22 protein-coding genes are annotated in these 15,948 nt (G+C 69.6%); 4 read left to right on the plus strand and 18 right to left on the minus strand.

From position 1 onward, the window contains the following. From FFS10_RS20745 to FFS10_RS20795, 11 genes are all read right to left on the minus strand, one after another. Positions 1 to 532, minus strand: a 532-nt coding sequence (locus FFS10_RS20745; RefSeq protein ID WP_137896501.1) for a flavin reductase family protein, incomplete at its 3' end; no start/stop codon positions are given. Beyond that, positions 529 to 1,185: a DUF938 domain-containing protein gene (locus FFS10_RS20750; protein ID WP_137896502.1), complete on the minus strand. Its 657-nt coding sequence runs from the start codon at positions 1,183 to 1,185 to the stop codon at positions 529 to 531. The genes FFS10_RS20745 and FFS10_RS20750, both read right to left, overlap by 4 nt. Continuing rightward, positions 1,182 to 1,421: a hypothetical protein gene (locus FFS10_RS20755; RefSeq protein ID WP_137896503.1), complete on the minus strand. Its 240-nt coding sequence runs from the start codon at positions 1,419 to 1,421 to the stop codon at positions 1,182 to 1,184. The genes FFS10_RS20750 and FFS10_RS20755 overlap by 4 nt, the downstream gene beginning before the upstream one ends. Before the next feature lie 205 nt (positions 1,422 to 1,626). Further along, entirely contained in the window at positions 1,627 to 1,899 is a 273-nt protein-coding gene (locus tag FFS10_RS20760) for a hypothetical protein (RefSeq protein ID WP_212744164.1), read from the minus strand. A 23-nt stretch (positions 1,900 to 1,922) separates the two neighbouring features. Next, positions 1,923 to 2,234, minus strand: coding sequence for a cytochrome C oxidase subunit IV family protein (locus FFS10_RS20765; RefSeq protein WP_137896505.1), 312 nt, complete (start codon positions 2,232 to 2,234; stop codon positions 1,923 to 1,925). 7 nt (positions 2,235 to 2,241) lie between these two features. Continuing rightward, a complete protein-coding gene (locus tag FFS10_RS20770; protein ID WP_137896506.1) occupies positions 2,242 to 2,943 on the minus strand; it encodes a heme-copper oxidase subunit III family protein in 702 nt (233 codons plus the stop codon). Next, positions 2,940 to 3,578: a cytochrome c oxidase subunit 3 gene (locus FFS10_RS20775; RefSeq protein ID WP_137896507.1), complete on the minus strand. Its 639-nt coding sequence runs from the start codon at positions 3,576 to 3,578 to the stop codon at positions 2,940 to 2,942. The genes FFS10_RS20770 and FFS10_RS20775 overlap by 4 nt, the downstream gene beginning before the upstream one ends. Then, positions 3,575 to 5,341 carry a cytochrome c oxidase subunit I gene (gene ctaD / locus FFS10_RS20780; RefSeq protein ID WP_137896508.1) on the minus strand — a complete coding sequence of 589 codons (1,767 nt, stop codon included), beginning with the start codon at positions 5,339 to 5,341 and terminating at the stop codon, positions 3,575 to 3,577. The genes FFS10_RS20775 and ctaD overlap by 4 nt, the downstream gene beginning before the upstream one ends. A gap of 28 nt (positions 5,342 to 5,369) precedes the next feature. Beyond that, a complete protein-coding gene (locus FFS10_RS20785; protein ID WP_137896509.1) occupies positions 5,370 to 6,527 on the minus strand; it encodes a cytochrome c oxidase subunit II in 1,158 nt (385 codons plus the stop codon). A gap of 33 nt (positions 6,528 to 6,560) precedes the next feature. After that, positions 6,561 to 7,076, minus strand: coding sequence for a DUF1269 domain-containing protein (locus FFS10_RS20790; RefSeq protein ID WP_137896510.1), 516 nt, complete (start codon positions 7,074 to 7,076; stop codon positions 6,561 to 6,563). A 143-nt stretch (positions 7,077 to 7,219) separates the two neighbouring features. Beyond that, the gene (locus FFS10_RS20795; RefSeq protein WP_137896511.1) at positions 7,220 to 7,957 is read right to left on the minus strand and encodes a glutathione S-transferase; all 738 of its coding nucleotides are present in this window, start codon (positions 7,955 to 7,957) and stop codon (positions 7,220 to 7,222) included. A 160-nt stretch (positions 7,958 to 8,117) separates the two neighbouring features. On the opposite strand from FFS10_RS20795, the gene FFS10_RS20800 reads away from it, so the two are divergent. From FFS10_RS20800 to FFS10_RS20810, 3 genes are all read left to right on the plus strand, one after another. Further along, positions 8,118 to 8,786: an alpha/beta hydrolase gene (locus tag FFS10_RS20800; RefSeq protein ID WP_137896512.1), complete on the plus strand. Its 669-nt coding sequence runs from the start codon at positions 8,118 to 8,120 to the stop codon at positions 8,784 to 8,786. Positions 8,787 to 8,835: 49 nt separating this feature from the next. Continuing rightward, positions 8,836 to 9,756, plus strand: coding sequence for a DHH family phosphoesterase (locus FFS10_RS20805; RefSeq protein WP_137896513.1), 921 nt, complete (start codon positions 8,836 to 8,838; stop codon positions 9,754 to 9,756). Positions 9,757 to 9,846: 90 nt separating this feature from the next. Next, positions 9,847 to 10,311 (plus strand): NAD(P)H-dependent oxidoreductase, encoded by a 465-nt coding sequence (locus FFS10_RS20810; RefSeq protein ID WP_283957670.1) that lies wholly within the window; start codon positions 9,847 to 9,849, stop codon positions 10,309 to 10,311. Between the two features lie 18 nt (positions 10,312 to 10,329). Here FFS10_RS20810 and FFS10_RS20815 read toward each other — a convergent pair whose 3' ends face one another. The 7 genes from FFS10_RS20815 to FFS10_RS20840 form a co-directional block, all read right to left on the minus strand. After that, positions 10,330 to 10,956 carry a class I SAM-dependent methyltransferase gene (locus tag FFS10_RS20815; protein ID WP_137896515.1) on the minus strand — a complete coding sequence of 209 codons (627 nt, stop codon included), beginning with the start codon at positions 10,954 to 10,956 and terminating at the stop codon, positions 10,330 to 10,332. 99 nt (positions 10,957 to 11,055) lie between these two features. Next, positions 11,056 to 11,403, minus strand: a complete 348-nt coding sequence (locus FFS10_RS20820; RefSeq protein ID WP_137896516.1) for a nucleotidyltransferase domain-containing protein — start codon at positions 11,401 to 11,403, stop codon at positions 11,056 to 11,058. Between the two features lie 98 nt (positions 11,404 to 11,501). Beyond that, positions 11,502 to 11,669 (minus strand): addiction module protein, encoded by a 168-nt coding sequence (locus FFS10_RS20825; RefSeq protein ID WP_171016189.1) that lies wholly within the window; start codon positions 11,667 to 11,669, stop codon positions 11,502 to 11,504. Positions 11,670 to 11,727: 58 nt separating this feature from the next. Beyond that, entirely contained in the window at positions 11,728 to 12,018 is a 291-nt protein-coding gene (locus FFS10_RS20830) for a nucleotidyltransferase family protein (protein WP_137896518.1), read from the minus strand. Between the two features lie 70 nt (positions 12,019 to 12,088). Beyond that, positions 12,089 to 12,232, minus strand: coding sequence for a hypothetical protein (locus FFS10_RS23060; protein ID WP_171016190.1), 144 nt, complete (start codon positions 12,230 to 12,232; stop codon positions 12,089 to 12,091). A gap of 111 nt (positions 12,233 to 12,343) precedes the next feature. Beyond that, the gene (locus FFS10_RS20835) at positions 12,344 to 12,688 is read right to left on the minus strand and encodes a DUF2845 domain-containing protein (RefSeq protein ID WP_137896519.1); all 345 of its coding nucleotides are present in this window, start codon (positions 12,686 to 12,688) and stop codon (positions 12,344 to 12,346) included. Between the two features lie 505 nt (positions 12,689 to 13,193). After that, entirely contained in the window at positions 13,194 to 15,257 is a 2,064-nt protein-coding gene (locus FFS10_RS20840; protein ID WP_137896520.1) for a glutamine--tRNA ligase, read from the minus strand. Positions 15,258 to 15,418: 161 nt separating this feature from the next. Between FFS10_RS20840 and FFS10_RS20845 the strand changes: the two genes are divergently transcribed. Further along, on the plus strand, positions 15,419 to 15,790 hold the full coding sequence (locus FFS10_RS20845) for a hypothetical protein (protein WP_137896521.1): 372 nt from the start codon (positions 15,419 to 15,421) through the stop codon (positions 15,788 to 15,790). Positions 15,791 to 15,948: the final 158 nt, after the last annotated feature.

Consider the following 15,948-nt stretch of genomic DNA (forward strand, 5'->3'; position numbering starts at 1 on the left):
GCACCACCTGGGCGGGCGGGATATCCTGCAGCGGGCGCCAGCGCCCGTCTTCGAACACGCGCGTGTCGGCCCAGGCCGCAAGCACCTCGACCACGAACAGGTCGTAGGCGGCCTGCACATGGGGCTCGGGCAGCACGCGGCAGGCCAGCCAGGCCAGGCAGCCGCCGACCAGCGGCGCCTCGGCCTCGGGCATGTCGAAACGCTCGAGGCCGAAGGCCGTCAGCTTGTCCTGGGCCGGGGCGAGTTCGCGGCTCGAGACGCTGCCCACGGCGAAGCAGGCGTCGGCCAGGGCCTGGGGCGGCAGGTTCAGCACCAGACGGCCCGAGGCCTCGACCAGTTCGCGCGTGAGCGTGGACTTGTCGATCACCACGGCCAGCCGGGGCGGCGAGAACTCCAGTGGCATGTTCCAGGCCGCGGCCATCACATTGCAGCGGCCCGCGTGGGCACTGCTGACCAGCACCGTGGGCCCGTGGTTGAGCAGGCGGTAGGCGTGTTCCAGGCGCACCGGGAGAACATGGGGCGGCAGGCTCATGGGGCAGGAGGCGTTGAGGTGGCGGTGCTGGCGGCGCTGCGGCGGAACACCAGCAGCAGGTTGTTGGCGGGCATGGCGTGCCGCTCGGCCAGGCGCAGTCCTGCGCGGCGGGCCTGCTCGGCCACCGCCTCGAGCCGGCGCAGGCCCCAGGCCGCATCGCGTGCGCGCAGCTCGGCGTCGAAGGCCAGGTTGCTGGCCGCCGTGGGGACCTGGTCCTCCAGGAAGGGGCCGTAGACCACGAGCTGGCCCTGCGGCGCGAGGTGGCGCGCGGCGCCTTGCATCAGCGCCGCGCAGCAGGTCCATGGCGCGATGTGCAGCAGGTTGGCGCAATAGACCAGGTCGAAGGATTCACCAAACGGCGCACCCTCGGCCGGCCACCGGGGCGCCAGCACGTCGAGCCGCAGCGGCGGGCGCACGTTGGCCAGGCCGGCCTGCTCGCTCCAGGCGGCGATCGAGGCAAAGTCTTCGAGATCCAGCTCGCTGGGCTGCCAGACCCAGCCCGGCAGGCCGGCCGCGAACCAGGCCACATGCTGGCCGGTGCCGCTGGCGATCTCCAGCGCCAGGCCGCGCGCGGGCAGCAGGGCCTGCAGGCGCTCCAGGATGGGCTGCTTGTTGCGCTCGGCGGCCGGGCTCAGGCGCGGCTCGGGCCTCATTGCGGTCGGCGCGCGCGACGCACCAGGTAGAGCACGATGAAGGCGGCGCCCAGCACCAGGGCGAACCAGCCGACCACCGAGGCATGGGACACGATGCCCTGCATGCCCGGCGATTCGATGAAATAGGGCGAGAGCAGCACGCCCAGGCCGATGAGGGCGATCAGGATGCCCTTGAACAGCAATTCGTTGTCGGCCCGGCGGTCGGACTGGCGGGAAGGGGGGCGGCGTGAGGTCATGCCCGCGATCATCGCATCAAGCGACCCCGAGCACAGGCGCGGACCGGCTCGGCCGCCTGCTTGCCCACTGCTGAATTTCCAGGCAACGCAAGCTTTGCCCTTTGAAAACAAGGGCTTGCAATCCCCATACAGGGCAAGCCCCGGATTGTCCACAAAGTTATCCAGCGCACATAGGGAAAACTCCCCGGGCTGGAGAGGGCGGGGTTCAGGGCGTGTTCTCGGCCTTGTCCGAGGACATGGCGTCGATGCCGGCGCCCACGGCCTTGCCGGTCAGCGTGATGCCGGTGGAGACCACGGCCCCGGTGACCGAGATCGCCGCCCCCGCGGTGGCGCCGGCCACCTCGACCACGGCGCAGCCGGGCAGCGTGGCGGCCAGGGCCAGCAGCAGGGCGGCTGTGACGGAGCGTCTTGCGGGGGAGATCGATAGCCTGATCATGGCGCCGATTTTAGGCGCCAGGCGGCCAGCGTCCGTTTGCATTTGAAACGGATGGATCCTGCCCCTCAGCGGAAGAACAGCAGCCGCGTGAGGTAGGTGTGGCTGCCTTCGGCGGCCATCAGCCCGGCCAGCACCAGCAGCGAGAGCGGCGGCAGCAGGATGGCGTAGACCAGGGCCAGCCGCTCCCAGGCCATGTGCATGAAGACCGCGACGATGAGGCCGGCCTTGAGCCCCATGAAGGCCAGGATCAGGCCCCAGCGCAGCCCGCCCTGCAGGTGGAAGAAGTCGACCAGGTAGGACAGGGTGCTGAGCACGAACAGCAGGCCCCAGACCTTGAGGTACAGGCCGATAGGATGTTGTTGGCCGGAGGAGGACATGGTGGCCTCACCAGAGGTAGAACAGCGCGAAGATGAATACCCAGACCAGGTCGACGAAGTGCCAGTACAGGCCGGCGATCTCGACGATCTGGTAGTTGCCGCTGGCTTCGTAGCGCCCGCGCAGCACGCGCAGGGCCACCACGGCCAGGTAGACCACGCCGGCCGACACATGCAGGCCGTGGAAGCCCGTGATCATGAAGAAGCTGGCGCCGAACTGCGCCGCCCCCATGGGATTGCCCCAGGGGCGCACGCCCTCGGAGATCAGCTTGCTCCACTCGAAGGCCTGCATGCCGACGAAGGTCGCGCCGAGCAGGGCGGTGGCCAGCATCAGCGCGGCGCAGCGGGTGCGCTGGCGCTGGTAGGCGAAGTTGACCGCCATGGCCATGGTGCCGCTGCTGCTGATCAGCACGAAGGTCATGATGGCGATCAGGATCAGCGGCAGGTGGGCGCCGCCGATCTGCAGCGCGAACACCTCGCTGGGGTTCGGCCAGGGCACGGTGGTCGAGATGCGCGCCGTCATGTAGCCGACCAGGAAGCTGCTGAAGACGAAGGTGTCGGACAGCAGGAAGATCCACATCATGGCCTTGCCCCAGGAGACGCGGAAGGCCTCGCGATCGCCCGACCAGTCGGCCACCAGGCCGCGCCAGCCGTCGGTTGCGGCGACGGCGGCCTGCGCAGGGGAGGGCGCGGTGCCCGTGCTCGTGTTCATGAGAGGCCTCCATCGACGCCGCAGACCAGGCGCGCCAGCTCGGGCGTCAGCCAGCCCAGCGCCGCGAACAGCGCCAGCCAGACTGCCAGCAGGAAATGCCAGTAGCGCGCCAGCAGCGCGACGCGCCAGGCCCAGGCGGCGGGGCCCTGCGCGCCGGTGCGCGCCAGCGCGCGCAGGGTCCAGGCCCAGGCCGCGATCCCGCCCGCCACATGCAGGCCATGCATGGCCGTGAGCAGGAAGAAGAAGCTCGCGGCCGGGTTGCCGGCGGGCGCCACCTGCGCGGCCAGCAGGGCCTGCCAGGCCCACAGCTGCGCCGCCAGGAACGCCAGGGCGCAGGCTCCGCCGGCTTGCAGCAGGCGCCGCGCGCGCTCGGGATCGGCGCCGCGCGCCGCGCCGCTGGCCCATTGCAGCAGCCAGCTGCCGGTCAGCAGCAGCGCCGTGGCCAGTCCCGTCTGCCAGGGCAGGGCGATGGGCGCGCCGTCGGCCGCGCTGATGCGCATCAGGTAGGCTACCAGGAACAGCGAGAACAGGCTGGTGGCCACGCCCATGAACACCCACAGGCCTATGCCCGCGGCGGCGGCGCGCGATGCCTGCGGCCAGCCGCCCGCGCTGCCCAAGGCGGGGCTGGCGTTCATGCCGTCGCTCCCCGGGCGCCGCCCTGGCCGTGGCCGGGTGCGGGCTCCATGCCGCCGTCCTGCGGCGGCGCGTTCTGTGCGATGAAGTCCTGCGCCGCGCCGGGCACACTGTAGGCATAGGCCCAGCGATAGGCCACCGGCGCCTGCGGGCCCCAGTTGCCGTGTCCCGGCGGCGTCTCGGGCGTCTGCCATTCCAGCGAGGCCGCGCGCCAGGGGTTGGGCCCCGCGGCCCGGCCGCGCCGCAGGCTCCAGGCCAGGTTGAACAGGAACAGCAGCTGGGCCGCGCCGACCACCAGGGCGGCCACGCTGATGAAGGCGTTGAGCGCGTGCGCCGAGGCCGGGATGAACTCGTAGCCGTCGAAGTTGTAGTAGCGCCGCGGCATGCCCAGCACGCCCAGGTAGTGCATGGGGAAGTAGATGGCGTAGGTGCCGAGGAAGGTGATCCAGAAATGCAGCTGGCCCAGGCGGTCGTCGAGCATGCGCCCGGTGATCTTGGGATACCAGTGGTAGATGGCGCCGAACACCACCAGCAGCGGCGCCACACCCATCACCATGTGGAAATGCGCGACCACGAAATAGGTGCCCGACAGCGGGATGTCCACGCTCACATTGCCCAGGAACAGGCCGGTCAGCCCGCCGATCACGAAGGTGCAGATGAAGGCCAGCGAGAACAGCATGGGCACCGTCAAGTGTATGTCGCCGCGCCACAGCGTGAGCAGCCAGTTGTAGACCTTGATCGCGGTCGGCACGGCGATGATCAGGGTGGTGGTGGCGAAGAAGAAGCCGAAGTAGGGGTTCATGCCGCTGACGAACATGTGGTGCGCCCAGACCACCACGCTGAGCCCGCCTATGGCCACGATGGCCCAGACCATCATGCGGTAGCCGAAGATGCATTTGCGCGCGTGCACGCTGATCAGGTCCGAGACGATGCCGAACGCCGGCAGGGCGACGATGTAGACCTCGGGGTGGCCGAAGAACCAGAACAGGTGCTGGAACAGCAGCGGGCTGCCGCCCTTGTGGGCGCTGGCCTGGCCCATGGACACCAGCGCCGGCATGAAGAAGCTGGTGCCCAGGGTCCTGTCCAGCAGCAGCATCATGCCGGTCACGAACAGCGCCGGGAAGGCCAGCAGGGCGAGGATGGTGGCGACGAAGATGCCCCACACCGTCAGCGGCATGCGCAACAGCGTCATGCCCTCGCAGCGCGCCTGAAGCACCGTGGTCACGTAGTTGAGCCCGCCCATGGTGGCGGCGACGATGAAGATCACCAGCGACACCAGCATCAGCACGATGCCCCCCTCGTAGCCCGGCGTGCCGGGCAGGATGGCCTGCGGAGGGTACAGCGTCCAGCCCGCGCCGGTGGGCCCGCCCGGCACGAAGAAGCTCGCGATCAGCACCAGCACCGACAGCAGGTAGACCCAGAAGCTCAGCATGTTGAGGTAGGGGAACACCATGTCGCGCGCCCCCACCATCAGCGGGATCAGGTAGTTGCCGAAGCCGCCGAGGAACAGCGCCGTGAGCAGGTAGACCACCATGATCATGCCGTGCATGGTGACGAACTGGTAATAGCGCTCGGCGTTGATGAACTCGAACTGGCCGGGAAAGCCCAGCTGCAGCCGCATCAGGTTGGACAGCACCACGCCCACCACGCCCACCGCGATCGCGGTCAGCGCGTACTGGATGGCGATCACCTTGTGGTCCTGGCTCCAGACATAGCGGGTCCAGAAGCTCTGCGGTTCGTGCGAGGCGTGGTCGGCGGGGTCCATGGCGTTCCTCGTTGGGGCGGCTCGCGGCCTATCGCTGCGCCTTCTGCTCGGGCGCGGCCGGCGCCGCGCCGCCCAGGCTGCGCAGGTAGGCCAGCAGCGCATCGAGTTCCTCGTCGCTGACGGGCGTGGCCGGCATCACGGGCGGGAAGCCCTTGACCAGCTGCGCCGCCGGCTCGCGGATGGCGCGCTTGAGGTAGGCCTCGTCGGCCTGCGCCTGGCTGCCGTCGGCCAGCGGGCGCGCCGTGCCGTACAGGCCCTTCCAGCTCGGCCCCACGCGCGCGCTGCCGTCCACCGAGTGGCAGGCCACGCAGCCCCTGGACTCGGCCAGGGCCTGGCCCTGGGCCACGCGCAGATCGGTGCCGGCGGCCGGGGCCGGCGCCGCGGCGCGGCCCGCGCCGGACAGCGAGGCGGCGAAGGTCGGCAGGCCCGCCACCCAGGCCTGGAAGGCGGCCGGCGGCTCGACCACCATCACCGCGCGCATGTTGGGGTGGCCGACGCCGCACAGCTGCGCGCACATGGCTTCGAAGCGGCCGGCCACCGTGGGCGTGAACCAGAAGCTGCCGACCTGGCCCGGCACGATGTTCATGCGCGCGCGCATGGGTGGCGCGTAGAAATCGTGCAGCACGTCGTGCGAGCGCAGCAGCAGCTTCACCGGCTGGTTCAGCGGCAGGTGCAGATCGCCGCCCGCGACCAGCCGGTCGTCCTGCCCGGCCGGGTCGGCGGGGTCGATGCCGAACGGGTTGCCGGCGTTGACGAAGCGCACGTCGGTGCCGCCCAGCTTGCCGTCCGCCCCTGGCAGGCGGTAGCGCCATTGCCATTGCTGGCCCAGCACCTCCAGCACCAGGGCATCGCCGGGTGCGTGCACGTAGCTGGCGTAGACGAACAGCCCGGGCGCGAGCAGCGCCATGATGCCCAGGGTCGTGAGGCCGGTCAGCCAGCGCTCGAGCCGGCGGTTCTCGGGCTGGTAGGCCGCGCGCTGGCCGGCGCGGTGGCGAAAGCGTAGCAGGGTGTAGACCACGAACAGGTTGACACCGACAAAGAACAGCCCGGTCATCACCAGCGTGATGGTCATGGTGTCGTCCATCTGTCGCCAGTTCGAGGCCAGTGGCGGCGCCCACCAGGGGTTGACGAAGTGAAACAGCACCGAGGCGGCGACGATCACGACGAGCGCGATGGCGATGGCCATGGGCGGGCTTTCAGCGCGGTGTTTCGTTCACGTTCAGGGAAAGGCCGGACGCAGGCGGTCCGCGCCCTCGAAATGCGCCTCCGGGTGCGAGGCGTGGAGCAGCGCCGTCACCCGTTCCATCTGCGTGGCGGGCAGGTCGACCATCAGCAGGATCTGTCCCGCGTCGATGGCTCCCTCGAAGCGCTCCAGCCGGGGGCTGGGGATGGAGATGCCGACCATGCTGGACGACCAGGCGCCGATCACCCCGCCCAGCACCGCCAGCACCGCGGCCATCTCCCACTGCGGGGAGGCTTGCGACAGGGGGAAGAACAGCGCGGCCAGCAGGCCGGTGACGATGCCCAGGGCGCCGCCGATCAGCAGGCCGGTCTGCACCGCGTGGGCCAGGTCCGAGGTCTGCCAGACATTGGCCTCGTGCAGGCCACGCATGTCCACGCCCTCGCGCGCCGCCAGGTGGATGTGCTTCGCCTCCACTCCGGCCAGCTGCAGATCGTTCACCGTCCGCCTGGCGCTCGCCAGGTCCGGGATCAGCCAGTAGATGCGCTTTTTCATGGCCCCCTCCTGTTCGTTACGCCGCGTGACCTTGGCGAAACCACCTCTGCCTTATACGCCGCGGCAGAGCCCGGCGCAAGCCGGAGCCAGCCTAAACCGCTTGTGCGCCGCAGCATGGGCTGGCGGCGGGGCTCAGGTGGTCTTCAGCCGTCCAGCTCCGGGTAGCGCCTGAAGATGCCTTCCTCGCAGAACGGCAGGCGCCGCCCGCTCGCCAGGTAGGCCGCCACGCGCGGCAGCTGGGCCACCCGGGCGTGCAGCGCCGCCACGCGCGGTGCCTTGCCGAGCGCGCGCGCGGCGGCCCGGGGAAAGGCGTAGCCCAGTCCCTCGGCCAGCTGGAACAGCGAGAGGTCGGCATAGCTCAGCCGCCCGCCCACCAGGTGCGGGCCGCGGCCCATGGCGTTGCGCGGGTTGCGTGCCAGCACGGCCTCGAACCAGGCCAGAAAGCGCGGCAGGCGCTCGCGGCGGAACAGCTCGGCGCTGCGCATGGCCTCGGGCTTTTGCTCCTCGTAGTACAGGCTGCCGGCGATCGGATGGTGGGTGTTGTGCACCTCGTCCACCACGTCGGCGATACTCAGCTGCAACTGGTGCGCCCACAGCCGGTCCGCCTCGCGCCGGCCCACCAGGCCCAGCCGTGGCGCCAGGTAGAGCAGGATGGCCGCCGTCTGGCCGATCACCCGCGGGCCGTCGACCAGGAAGGGGCAGGCGAAGGGCGGGCGGGGGACCGCTTCGTCCTCCAGGTAATGCATCATGGCGGCCATGCCCTGGCCCGGTGCCTCGCTGCGCGCCACGTCCAGATAGGGCGCGCCGGCCGCCTCCAGCGCCAGCCGCACGAATTCGCCGCGGCCCTGGATGCCGGGCCAGTAATGAAGCTCGTAGGGCATGGGGTTCCTTTCCGCCGCGTCAGCGGCCGGCGGCGCGCGCGGCGCGTCATTGGCGTTCAGCGGATCCGCGCCTATTGTCTCTGCTGTCTCCGATGGCCGCCTGCACTTCACAATCGGGCCTTGCGCACCCGCGCTCGCCCCCCTGATCGAAAGACGCCTCATGTCCCTGGAAACCATAGAGATCGAAACCGGCCCCCAGCCGCGCGCCGCCGTGGTGCTCATGCACGGCCTGGGCGCCGACGGCAGCGACTTCGTGCCCCTGGCCCAGCAGTTGCGCCTGGCGCCGGTCGGCCCGGTGCGCTTCGTGTTCCCCAACGCGCCGTTGATGCCGGTGAGCATCAACGGCGGCATGCGCATGCCGGCCTGGTACGACATCCTCGGCCCGGACCTGGCCCAGCGCGAGGACGAGGCCGGCCTGCGCCGCTCGCAGGCCGCCATCGAGGCCTTGCTGGCGCGCGAGCAGGCGCGCGGCATCCCGGCCGCGCGCATCGTGCTGGCCGGCTTTTCTCAGGGCTGCGCCATGGCGCTCATGACCGGGCTGCGCCACCCCGAGCGCCTGGCCGGCATCGCGGGACTGTCGGGCTACCTGCCGCTGGCCGCCCGCACCGCCGCCGAGCGGCACGACGCCAACGCGCTCACGCCTATCTTCCTGGCCCATGGCCGGCACGACGAGGTGGTGCCCCTGGCCCGGGCCAGTGCCTCGCGCGACGCGCTGCGCACCCTGGGCTACGCCGTGGCCTGGCACGAATACGCGATGGACCATTCGGTCTGCATGGAGGAGATCGCCGACCTCAACCGCTGGCTGCTCGGGGTGCTGGCGCCCGCCTGAAGGCCCGCGCTGGCAACCGGCCCCGGCGTGGGGCCACAATCGGGCTGTCATGAGAACGATTCTTCCCCTGTCCCTGCTGGCGCCGCCCGACCTGGGCGACCCCCAGCCCCTGGTCATCTACCACGGCCGCGGTTGCCCCGACGGCCTTGCCGCCGCCCTGGCCGCCTGGCTGTTCTACGGCGCCCGGGCCGAGTTCCTGGGCCTGGACCATGGAGAAACCCAGAGCGTGGCCGACCTGCCGCCGCTCGAGGGGCGCGTGGTCTACATCCTGGATTTCGCCTTCCCGCCCGGGCTCATGCGCGAGATCGACGCGCGCGCCGCCAAGCTCGTGATGCTGGACCACCACAAGAGCGCCGCCCAGCAGCTCGACGGCTTCGAGTGCCGCTGCGGCGTGCTGCATTTCGACATGGGCAAGTCCGGCTCGCGCCTGGCCTGGGAGTTCTTCCAGCGCGAGCGCCCGCTGCCGGACTTGGTGCGCTACATCGAGGACCGCGACCTCTGGACCTGGCAGTACCCCGAAAGCGCCGGCTTCCTCGCCGCGCTGGACATGGAGGAGAAAACCTTCGAACGCTGGGCCGAGATCGCCGACTACAGCCCGGCTCAGCTGGCCGAGTTCATGGCGCGCGGCCAGGCCATGGACGACAAGTACCGCAAGCTCGCCGCCGACATCGCCACCGGCGCCGAGCCCGTGGTCTTCAACGGCCAGCAGGGCCTGATGGTCAACGCACCGGGCGCCTTCCACAGCCTGGTGGGCGACATCCTGTCCCGCCAGTGCGGCAGCTTCGCCCTGGTCTGGAGCGTGGGCAAGGGCGGCCTCATCAAGGTCGGCCTGCGCTCGCAGCGCGACTACGACTGCATCCCGTTGGCCGAGAGCATGGGCGGCGGCGGCCATGCCCAGGCCTGCGGCTTCCGCATGGGCGCCGAGCGCCTGCCCGAGCTGCTGGCCGGCCGGCTCGACGCCACCCGGTAAAGGGAGGTCGCGCGCCGCCGTGAGCCAGGTCAAGGCGCGCGGGGCTGCGACCTGCGAGCATACGAGCTGCGCCAGCTTGAGCTGGCGCGCTTGGACTTCCCCCTGCTGCGCAGCCAGCAGGAATGGGAGCATGGCGCTCTGCCTGCCGCCCTGCAGGGCCCGCAGGCCGACATCGCCTGGGCCCAGCACCTGGTGCTGTTCTTTCCGCTCTGGCTGGGCGACATGCCGGCCCTGCTCAAGGGCTTCCTGGAGCAGGTCGCGCGGCCGGGCTTCGCCTTCAAGGCCGACCCGGCCGAGCGCGCCAGCAACCCCTTCGGCCGCAAGGGCCTGGCCGGGCGCAGCGCGCGCCTGGTCGTCACCATGGGCATGCCGGCCCTGGTCTACCGCTGGTATTTCCGCGCCCACAGCCTCAAGTCGCTCGAGCGCAATGTCCTGGGTTTCGTCGGCATCGCGCCGGTCAACGAGACCCTGGTCGGCATGGTGGAGCAGCTGGGCGAGGCCGGCGTGAGGAAATGGGAGGTCCGGCTGCGCGCACTGGGGCGGGCCGCCTCCTGAGGCCGTTTGAGCAGCGCCTCAGGCCGGCAGCGCCTCGCCCCAGTAGTGGTAGGTGAAGGGCCGCGGCCCGGGCAGGTAGCCCTGGTGCGGGTCGATCAGCCTGAAGCCGGCCTGCTGCAGCAGGGCCGGGATGTCGCGCCCCAGATGGCAGCCGCCGGCCAGCGGGCCCCACAGCGGCTGCAGCCTGTCCTGCCAGCGCCGAACTGAGGCCTCGGGCGCGCGGCCGTGCTCGCAGTAGAGCAGCCGGCCGCCGGGCTTGAGCACGCGGCGCATCTCCCTGAGCGCGGCCAGCGGGTCGGGAATCGAGCACAGCGTGTAGGTGGTGAGAACAGTGTCGAAGCTCGCGTCGGGCAGGGGGATGCGCTCGGCCGACAGGCCCACGAACTCGACCTCGAAACCGGCCTCGGCCGCGCGCTCGCGCGCGAGCGCATGCATCTGCAGCGCGGGCTCCAGCGCGACGATCCGGGTGACGCGGCTCTTGTCGTAGTAGGGCAGGTTGCGCCCGGTGCCCAGGCCCACTTCGAGCACCCGGCCCTGGGCCCGCGGCACGACGAGCGCGCGCTGCCGGCCCACCATGGGCAGGCCGCAGGCCAGGTCCATTGCGCGGGGGAAGATGTGGCGGTCGTACCAGTTGGGGGAACTCATGCGAACTTCACGCCCTCCCGGAGCAGGTGCACTACGTCTGGAAAAGCGAGCGGGCCGAGGAGGTCGCCTGCCACGCTTTCTGCATGAGCTCCATCGCCTTCACAGCGGCAGGCCCTCGCGCGCGATGTTCTGCAGCAGCCGCGGGTTCGAATACCGTTCGGGGTGCGCCCACTCCTCTTCCCAGGTCGGCAGGGGCTGGATGCGGATGCCCGACTCCAGCAGCAGGTCGTAGGCCACGTCGTCCATCGCCAACTTGGTGGCGACAAAGTCACCAGGCTTGCCGGCCAGCAGCACCGCCACATCCGTGTCGCTGTCCGGCCGCGCACTGCCGCGCGCCTGGCTGCCGAACAGCAGTGCGCCGCGCATCGGCCAGCGCGCTGCCACGCGATCCGCAAACTCGCGGGCGGCGCTGAGGGCAGGGTTGACGGTGGGCGCAGAGGTGTTCATGGTCCCGGAGAAGTGTAGTGCTGCAGGCCGGTCGCATCATCTCACCTGCACCATGGCCTCGTCGATTGCGGCTTGCGCTGGCGCCTGCGGGCAGATGTTCAAAGGGGCTTGTTCGCCACCTGATAGCTGGCCAAGGCCTCGGCAAGCGCCACAGCGCGAACCTCACCGGTTCGATAAGCCTCCACACGGTCATCGGCCTCCTTGGCCCAGAGCGCATCCGTCGACGGGTCGGGCAAGTCCGGACTGTCCGAAGTGCGGTCGCTCATGAATGACATCCCTGCCATGTGCCGCAGGTCTCTGCAATGCACGGTGCGTCGGCGTGGCTCATACGGGCAGGGCCTCGCGCAGCACCTGCTCACGGAACTTCGGCGGCAGGCTGTTGGGGGTGAGCACGTCCACCTCTAAGCCAAGCAGTTCCTTCAATTCGTAGCGGATGGCGCCTATGTCGAGCGGCGTGGTCTGCGCAGTGGGCTTCACCAGCAGATCGAGGTCGCTGTCCGGACCGTCCTCACCCCGCAGGGCCGAACCGAACACCCGTCCACCGCTGACGCGGTGGCTCAACGCAATCTCGCGAATGCGCGCGCGGTGCAGGGACAGGGCTTCGGAGGGGCGCATGGAGTCAAGTGTAGTGCGCCACGCCGAAACGGTCACCCGGCCTTGCCGCTGCCCGGCAGGCCTTCGCCGGCTACTTCTTCTTGAGCTTGCCGTGCGGCATCACCGCGGTCACCGGCGGCATGGGCCGGTCCGACGGCGTAGCCTCCTTCGGGGGCGAAGTGTCCTTCTTGGGCTTCTTCGCCATCTTGTTGCTGCGCTGCTCGCCTTTGGGCATAAGCCCTCCGTTTCGTTTCGGGTCTCGGAGCGGGACCTGTGCCTGAAATGGTACGCCACAAACGCGGCAGGCAGGGCGCCTGCGACTCTGTCGTGCCCGGTGAACCGCCCCTCAATGGGGCATGCGACCGTACCGTATGGACTGGACCACGCCGGCGCGGAACCTGACGGTCGCCATGAGGTTGCCCGGGCCCCTGTCGTAGAGCCACTCCTCGACCGGCTGGCACGGAACGAAGAGATTGGCGACAGGCGCCGGAACCGGATGCAGGGAGCCCGCGTAGTAGACCGGCGCACAGAACGACTCGGCCAGCACCGGCCGGCCACATTTGTAGAGCACCGAGAGCCTGGAGTCGCCTTCCGCTGCGCTGGCACCGTTGCAGCGCAGGGATTCGGCCCTGGCCGCCGGCAGGTGGACGAGGACCAGGACAGCCAGAGCGGCGCGGAGAAAGGCATTCATGCTGCGGCTCCGAAGTCAGCGGTCGCCCGCACTGTGCTCTTGCGGGCGCCTATGCCAATATAGGTCCTTGCCGAATCTGCTGCCGCCAGGCCGGACAAGTGTGGCAGGCGCCGTCTCGAACGAACCCGAGGCGGACCCTATTGCGCTTCGCAATTGAAGCGCAAATCGGGGAAATACGCTTCATGTCATGCCTGGCAGGTCGTAAAGCGAGCGGACGGAGGCGGCCGCCTGTCGTGCTTTCTGCATGAGCTCCATTGCCTTCATAGCGGGAGGCCCTCACGCGCGATGTTCTCCAGCAGCCGGGGGTTGGAAAATACTGCAGCCACCCGCGCCACGAACGCTTGCGCGGCCTGCCGGGTCAGCGGGGGGAGTGATTTTGCGCTGCATGGTCATCACCTTGCGGCAAGTGTAGTGCGGCCGGCGGGTGGCGTCATTTGACCTTCACATCCATACAGAATGCCATCCTCCTCTTCTTATTTTTCTTATATACAGAATCGTCGAGTACTTACTTCCCCCAGCTGTCCTTCAACCCCGTCACCCGGTTAAACACCGGCCTGCCCGCCGCATGGTCTACGCGGTCGGCGACGAAGTAGCCGTGGCGCTCGAACTGGAACTTCTCGTCGGGCGCGCAGGCGGCGAGGGACGGTTCCAGATAGGCCGTGACGGTCTTTAGGCTGTCGGGGTTCAGGCTGGCCAGGAAGTCCTTGCCGCCGGCGTCGGGCTGGGGGTCGCTGAACAGGCGGTCGTACAGGCGCACCTCGGCGGCCACGCCGTCGGCGGCGCCGACCCAGGTGATCACGCCCTTGACCTTGACCGCGTCGCTGCCCGGCGTGCCGCTCTTGGTGTCGGGGATGAGCTCGGCATGCACCTCGGTGACCTGGCCGCTCGCATCCTTCACGGCCCCCTTGCATTCGATGACATGGCCGTACTTGAGCCGCACCTTGTTGCCGGGGAAGAGTCGGAAGAAGCCCTTGGGCGGGGTTTCCTCGTAGTCGCTGCGCTCGATCCAGAGCTCACGGCCGAACTTGAAGCGGCGCTGGCCCCATTCGGGGTGGTGCGGGTGGACCGGGGCGGCGCAGTCGTCCAAGGCTCCCGCGCCATGCAGCGCGTCCCAGTTGGTGATGACCAGCTTGACCGGGTCGAGCACGGCCATGGCGCGCGCGGCCCTGGGGTCGAGGTCGTCGCGCAGGCAGCCTTCCAGCGTGCTGTAGTCGATCCAGCTGTCGCTCTTGGTCACGCCTATGCGCTCGGCGAACAGCTGTATGGCCTCGGGCGTGTAGCCGCGCCGGCGCAGGCCGACGATGGTGGGCATGCGCGGGTCGTCCCAGCCGCTCACCTTGCCCTCGTTGACCAGTTGGGCGAGCTTGCGCTTGCTGGTGATCACGTAGCTGAGGTTCAGGCGCGCGAACTCGTGCTGGTGCGGCAGCAGGAAGGGGTTGGGGCGCTGCACCTCGAGCGCCTGCGACAGCAGGGGCGTGAACTGCTCGGTCTCGGTCTTGAGCAGGGTGAAGAACCCGGGCAGGTCGTGCAGCACGGCCTCGCGGTCATGCTCCCAGCGCGCGAACAGGGCGCGCATGCGGGCCTCGGCCGCGCTGGCGAACAGCTGGTCGGCCAGGTTGTGGCAGCGCAGGGCGAATTCCTTGCCGGCCTCCAGGCCCTGCTGCTCGATCTCTTCGATCCAGTCCTTGGCTTGCGCGAACTGCGGCGCGCGCAGCAGGGGCGCGAGGCGCGCCAGCAGCCAGTCGTAGAACGGGCGCTGGTCCTCGAACTCGAGCGTGCAGATGCTGTGGGTGATGTTTTCCAGCGCGTCTTCGATCGGGTGCGCGAAGGTGTACATGGGGTAGATGCACCAGGCGTTGCCGGTGTTGTGGTGCTCGGCGTGCTTGATGCGGTAGATGGCCGGGTCGCGCAGGTTGATGTTGCGCGAGGCCATGTCGATCTTGGCGCGCAGCACCATGGCGCCGTCGGCGTGCTGGCCGGCGCGCATTTCGCGAAAGCGCGCCAGGTTCTCGGCCGGCGAGCGGCTGCGGAACGGGCTGTCGGTGCCGGGGGTGTTGAAGTCGCCGCGGCTGGCGCGCATCTGCTCGGGCGTCTGCTCGTCGACATAGGCGTGGCCGGTTGCTATCAGGTACTCGGCCGCGCGGTACATGAAATCGAAGTAGTTGCTCGCGTAGAACAGGTGGCTCTGGCCATGCGCCTCCCAGCCGAAGCCCAGCCAGCTCACCGCGTCGAGGATGGCGTCGACGTATTCCTGCTCTTCCTTCTCGGGGTTGGTGTCGTCGAAGCGCATGTGGCATACGCCGCCGTAGTCGCGCGCCAGGCCGAAGTTCAGGCAGATGCTCTTGGCATGGCCCACATGCAGGTAGCCGTTGGGCTCGGGCGGAAAGCGGGTGCGGATGCGGGCCGGATCGGGCTGGCCGGCCGCGTGCTGGGTGGCGTCGCCGGGCGTGCCGTCCCAGTGGCGGCCCGAATAGGCGCCGCGCGCCAGGTCGTGCTCGATGAGCTGGCGCAGGAAATTGCTGGCCTTGGGGGCTTCGGTCGTGGTTTTTTTGTCGGTGGCAGAACTCATGGATCGATTTTAGGGGGCGGGGGCCGGCCCGTTACTTTGTGCGTGTTACGTCTGGCAACCTCTTTGACCGGGCAGCGGCCATCTGTATCGGCTTCCTCGCGTTTAATAAAGGCATGGGCACCACTCTCACAGGTGCCGTGCCCTCTAAGAAGGAGATCACCATGAAATTCGATCGTTCTGCCACCCGGGCCATGAGGGCCAGGTTTGCGGCTGCTCTGGTGGGCGTGGCTGCCCTCGGCGCCACCGGCCTTGCCCAGGCGGGCGATGTCTATTGGTCGGTCGGCGTGGCCTCGCCGGGCATCGCGGTTGGCGTGGCCAATGCGCCGCCGGTCTACGTGCAGCCCGCACCGGTCTACGTGGCGCCGGCGCCGGTCTACGTGCAGCCGCGCCCGGTCTACGTGCGCCCGGCGCCGGTCTACTACGGCGCACCTGCCTACTACGCGCCGGCGCCGGTCTACCGCGCCGGCTGGGTGCCGCCGGGCCATCGCTGGCACAAGAAGCACCACCGCCACCACGACGACTGGGACGACTGAGCCCCGGCTCTGACCCACTGAAGCAAAAGGCCCGCTGAGCGGGCCTTTTTGCGGTGCGCCCGGCAGGGCGCACCCACTCGGAGGTGAAAGTCCTCTACTCGCCCGGCAAGGGGAAGAGTTAGCCGAAGGCAAGGGTTTCGCGGGCGACTGCGAGTCTG

This window comes from Ramlibacter sp. 2FC (genome assembly GCF_005503345.1).
In the GTDB taxonomy this organism is placed as follows: domain Bacteria; phylum Pseudomonadota; class Gammaproteobacteria; order Burkholderiales; family Burkholderiaceae_C; genus SCMQ01.

Excerpts from the sequence above, each read along its gene's own strand:
- FFS10_RS20750 (WP_137896502.1), bottom strand. The coding sequence starts at position 1,185 with ATGAGGCCCGAGCCGCGCCTGAGCCCGGCCGCCGAGCGCAACAAGCAG.
- FFS10_RS20755 (WP_137896503.1), bottom strand. The coding sequence starts at position 1,421 with ATGACCTCACGCCGCCCCCCTTCCCGCCAGTCCGACCGCCGGGCCGAC.
- FFS10_RS20760 (WP_212744164.1), bottom strand. The coding sequence starts at position 1,899 with ATGCAAACGGACGCTGGCCGCCTGGCGCCTAAAATCGGCGCCATGATC.
- FFS10_RS20765 (WP_137896505.1), bottom strand. The coding sequence starts at position 2,234 with ATGTCCTCCTCCGGCCAACAACATCCTATCGGCCTGTACCTCAAGGTC.
- FFS10_RS20770 (WP_137896506.1), bottom strand. The coding sequence starts at position 2,943 with ATGAACACGAGCACGGGCACCGCGCCCTCCCCTGCGCAGGCCGCCGTC.
- FFS10_RS20775 (WP_137896507.1), bottom strand. The coding sequence starts at position 3,578 with ATGAACGCCAGCCCCGCCTTGGGCAGCGCGGGCGGCTGGCCGCAGGCA.
- ctaD (WP_137896508.1), bottom strand. The coding sequence starts at position 5,341 with ATGGACCCCGCCGACCACGCCTCGCACGAACCGCAGAGCTTCTGGACC.
- FFS10_RS20785 (WP_137896509.1), bottom strand. The coding sequence starts at position 6,527 with ATGGCCATCGCCATCGCGCTCGTCGTGATCGTCGCCGCCTCGGTGCTG.
- FFS10_RS20790 (WP_137896510.1), bottom strand. The coding sequence starts at position 7,076 with ATGAAAAAGCGCATCTACTGGCTGATCCCGGACCTGGCGAGCGCCAGG.
- FFS10_RS20795 (WP_137896511.1), bottom strand. The coding sequence starts at position 7,957 with ATGCCCTACGAGCTTCATTACTGGCCCGGCATCCAGGGCCGCGGCGAA.
- FFS10_RS20800 (WP_137896512.1), top strand. The coding sequence starts at position 8,118 with ATGTCCCTGGAAACCATAGAGATCGAAACCGGCCCCCAGCCGCGCGCC.
- FFS10_RS20805 (WP_137896513.1), top strand. The coding sequence starts at position 8,836 with ATGAGAACGATTCTTCCCCTGTCCCTGCTGGCGCCGCCCGACCTGGGC.
- FFS10_RS20815 (WP_137896515.1), bottom strand. The coding sequence starts at position 10,956 with ATGAGTTCCCCCAACTGGTACGACCGCCACATCTTCCCCCGCGCAATG.
- FFS10_RS20820 (WP_137896516.1), bottom strand. The coding sequence starts at position 11,403 with ATGAACACCTCTGCGCCCACCGTCAACCCTGCCCTCAGCGCCGCCCGC.
- FFS10_RS20825 (WP_171016189.1), bottom strand. The coding sequence starts at position 11,669 with ATGAGCGACCGCACTTCGGACAGTCCGGACTTGCCCGACCCGTCGACG.
- FFS10_RS20830 (WP_137896518.1), bottom strand. The coding sequence starts at position 12,018 with ATGCGCCCCTCCGAAGCCCTGTCCCTGCACCGCGCGCGCATTCGCGAG.
- FFS10_RS23060 (WP_171016190.1), bottom strand. The coding sequence starts at position 12,232 with ATGCCCAAAGGCGAGCAGCGCAGCAACAAGATGGCGAAGAAGCCCAAG.
- FFS10_RS20835 (WP_137896519.1), bottom strand. The coding sequence starts at position 12,688 with ATGAATGCCTTTCTCCGCGCCGCTCTGGCTGTCCTGGTCCTCGTCCAC.
- FFS10_RS20840 (WP_137896520.1), bottom strand. The coding sequence starts at position 15,257 with ATGAGTTCTGCCACCGACAAAAAAACCACGACCGAAGCCCCCAAGGCC.
- FFS10_RS20845 (WP_137896521.1), top strand. The coding sequence starts at position 15,419 with ATGAAATTCGATCGTTCTGCCACCCGGGCCATGAGGGCCAGGTTTGCG.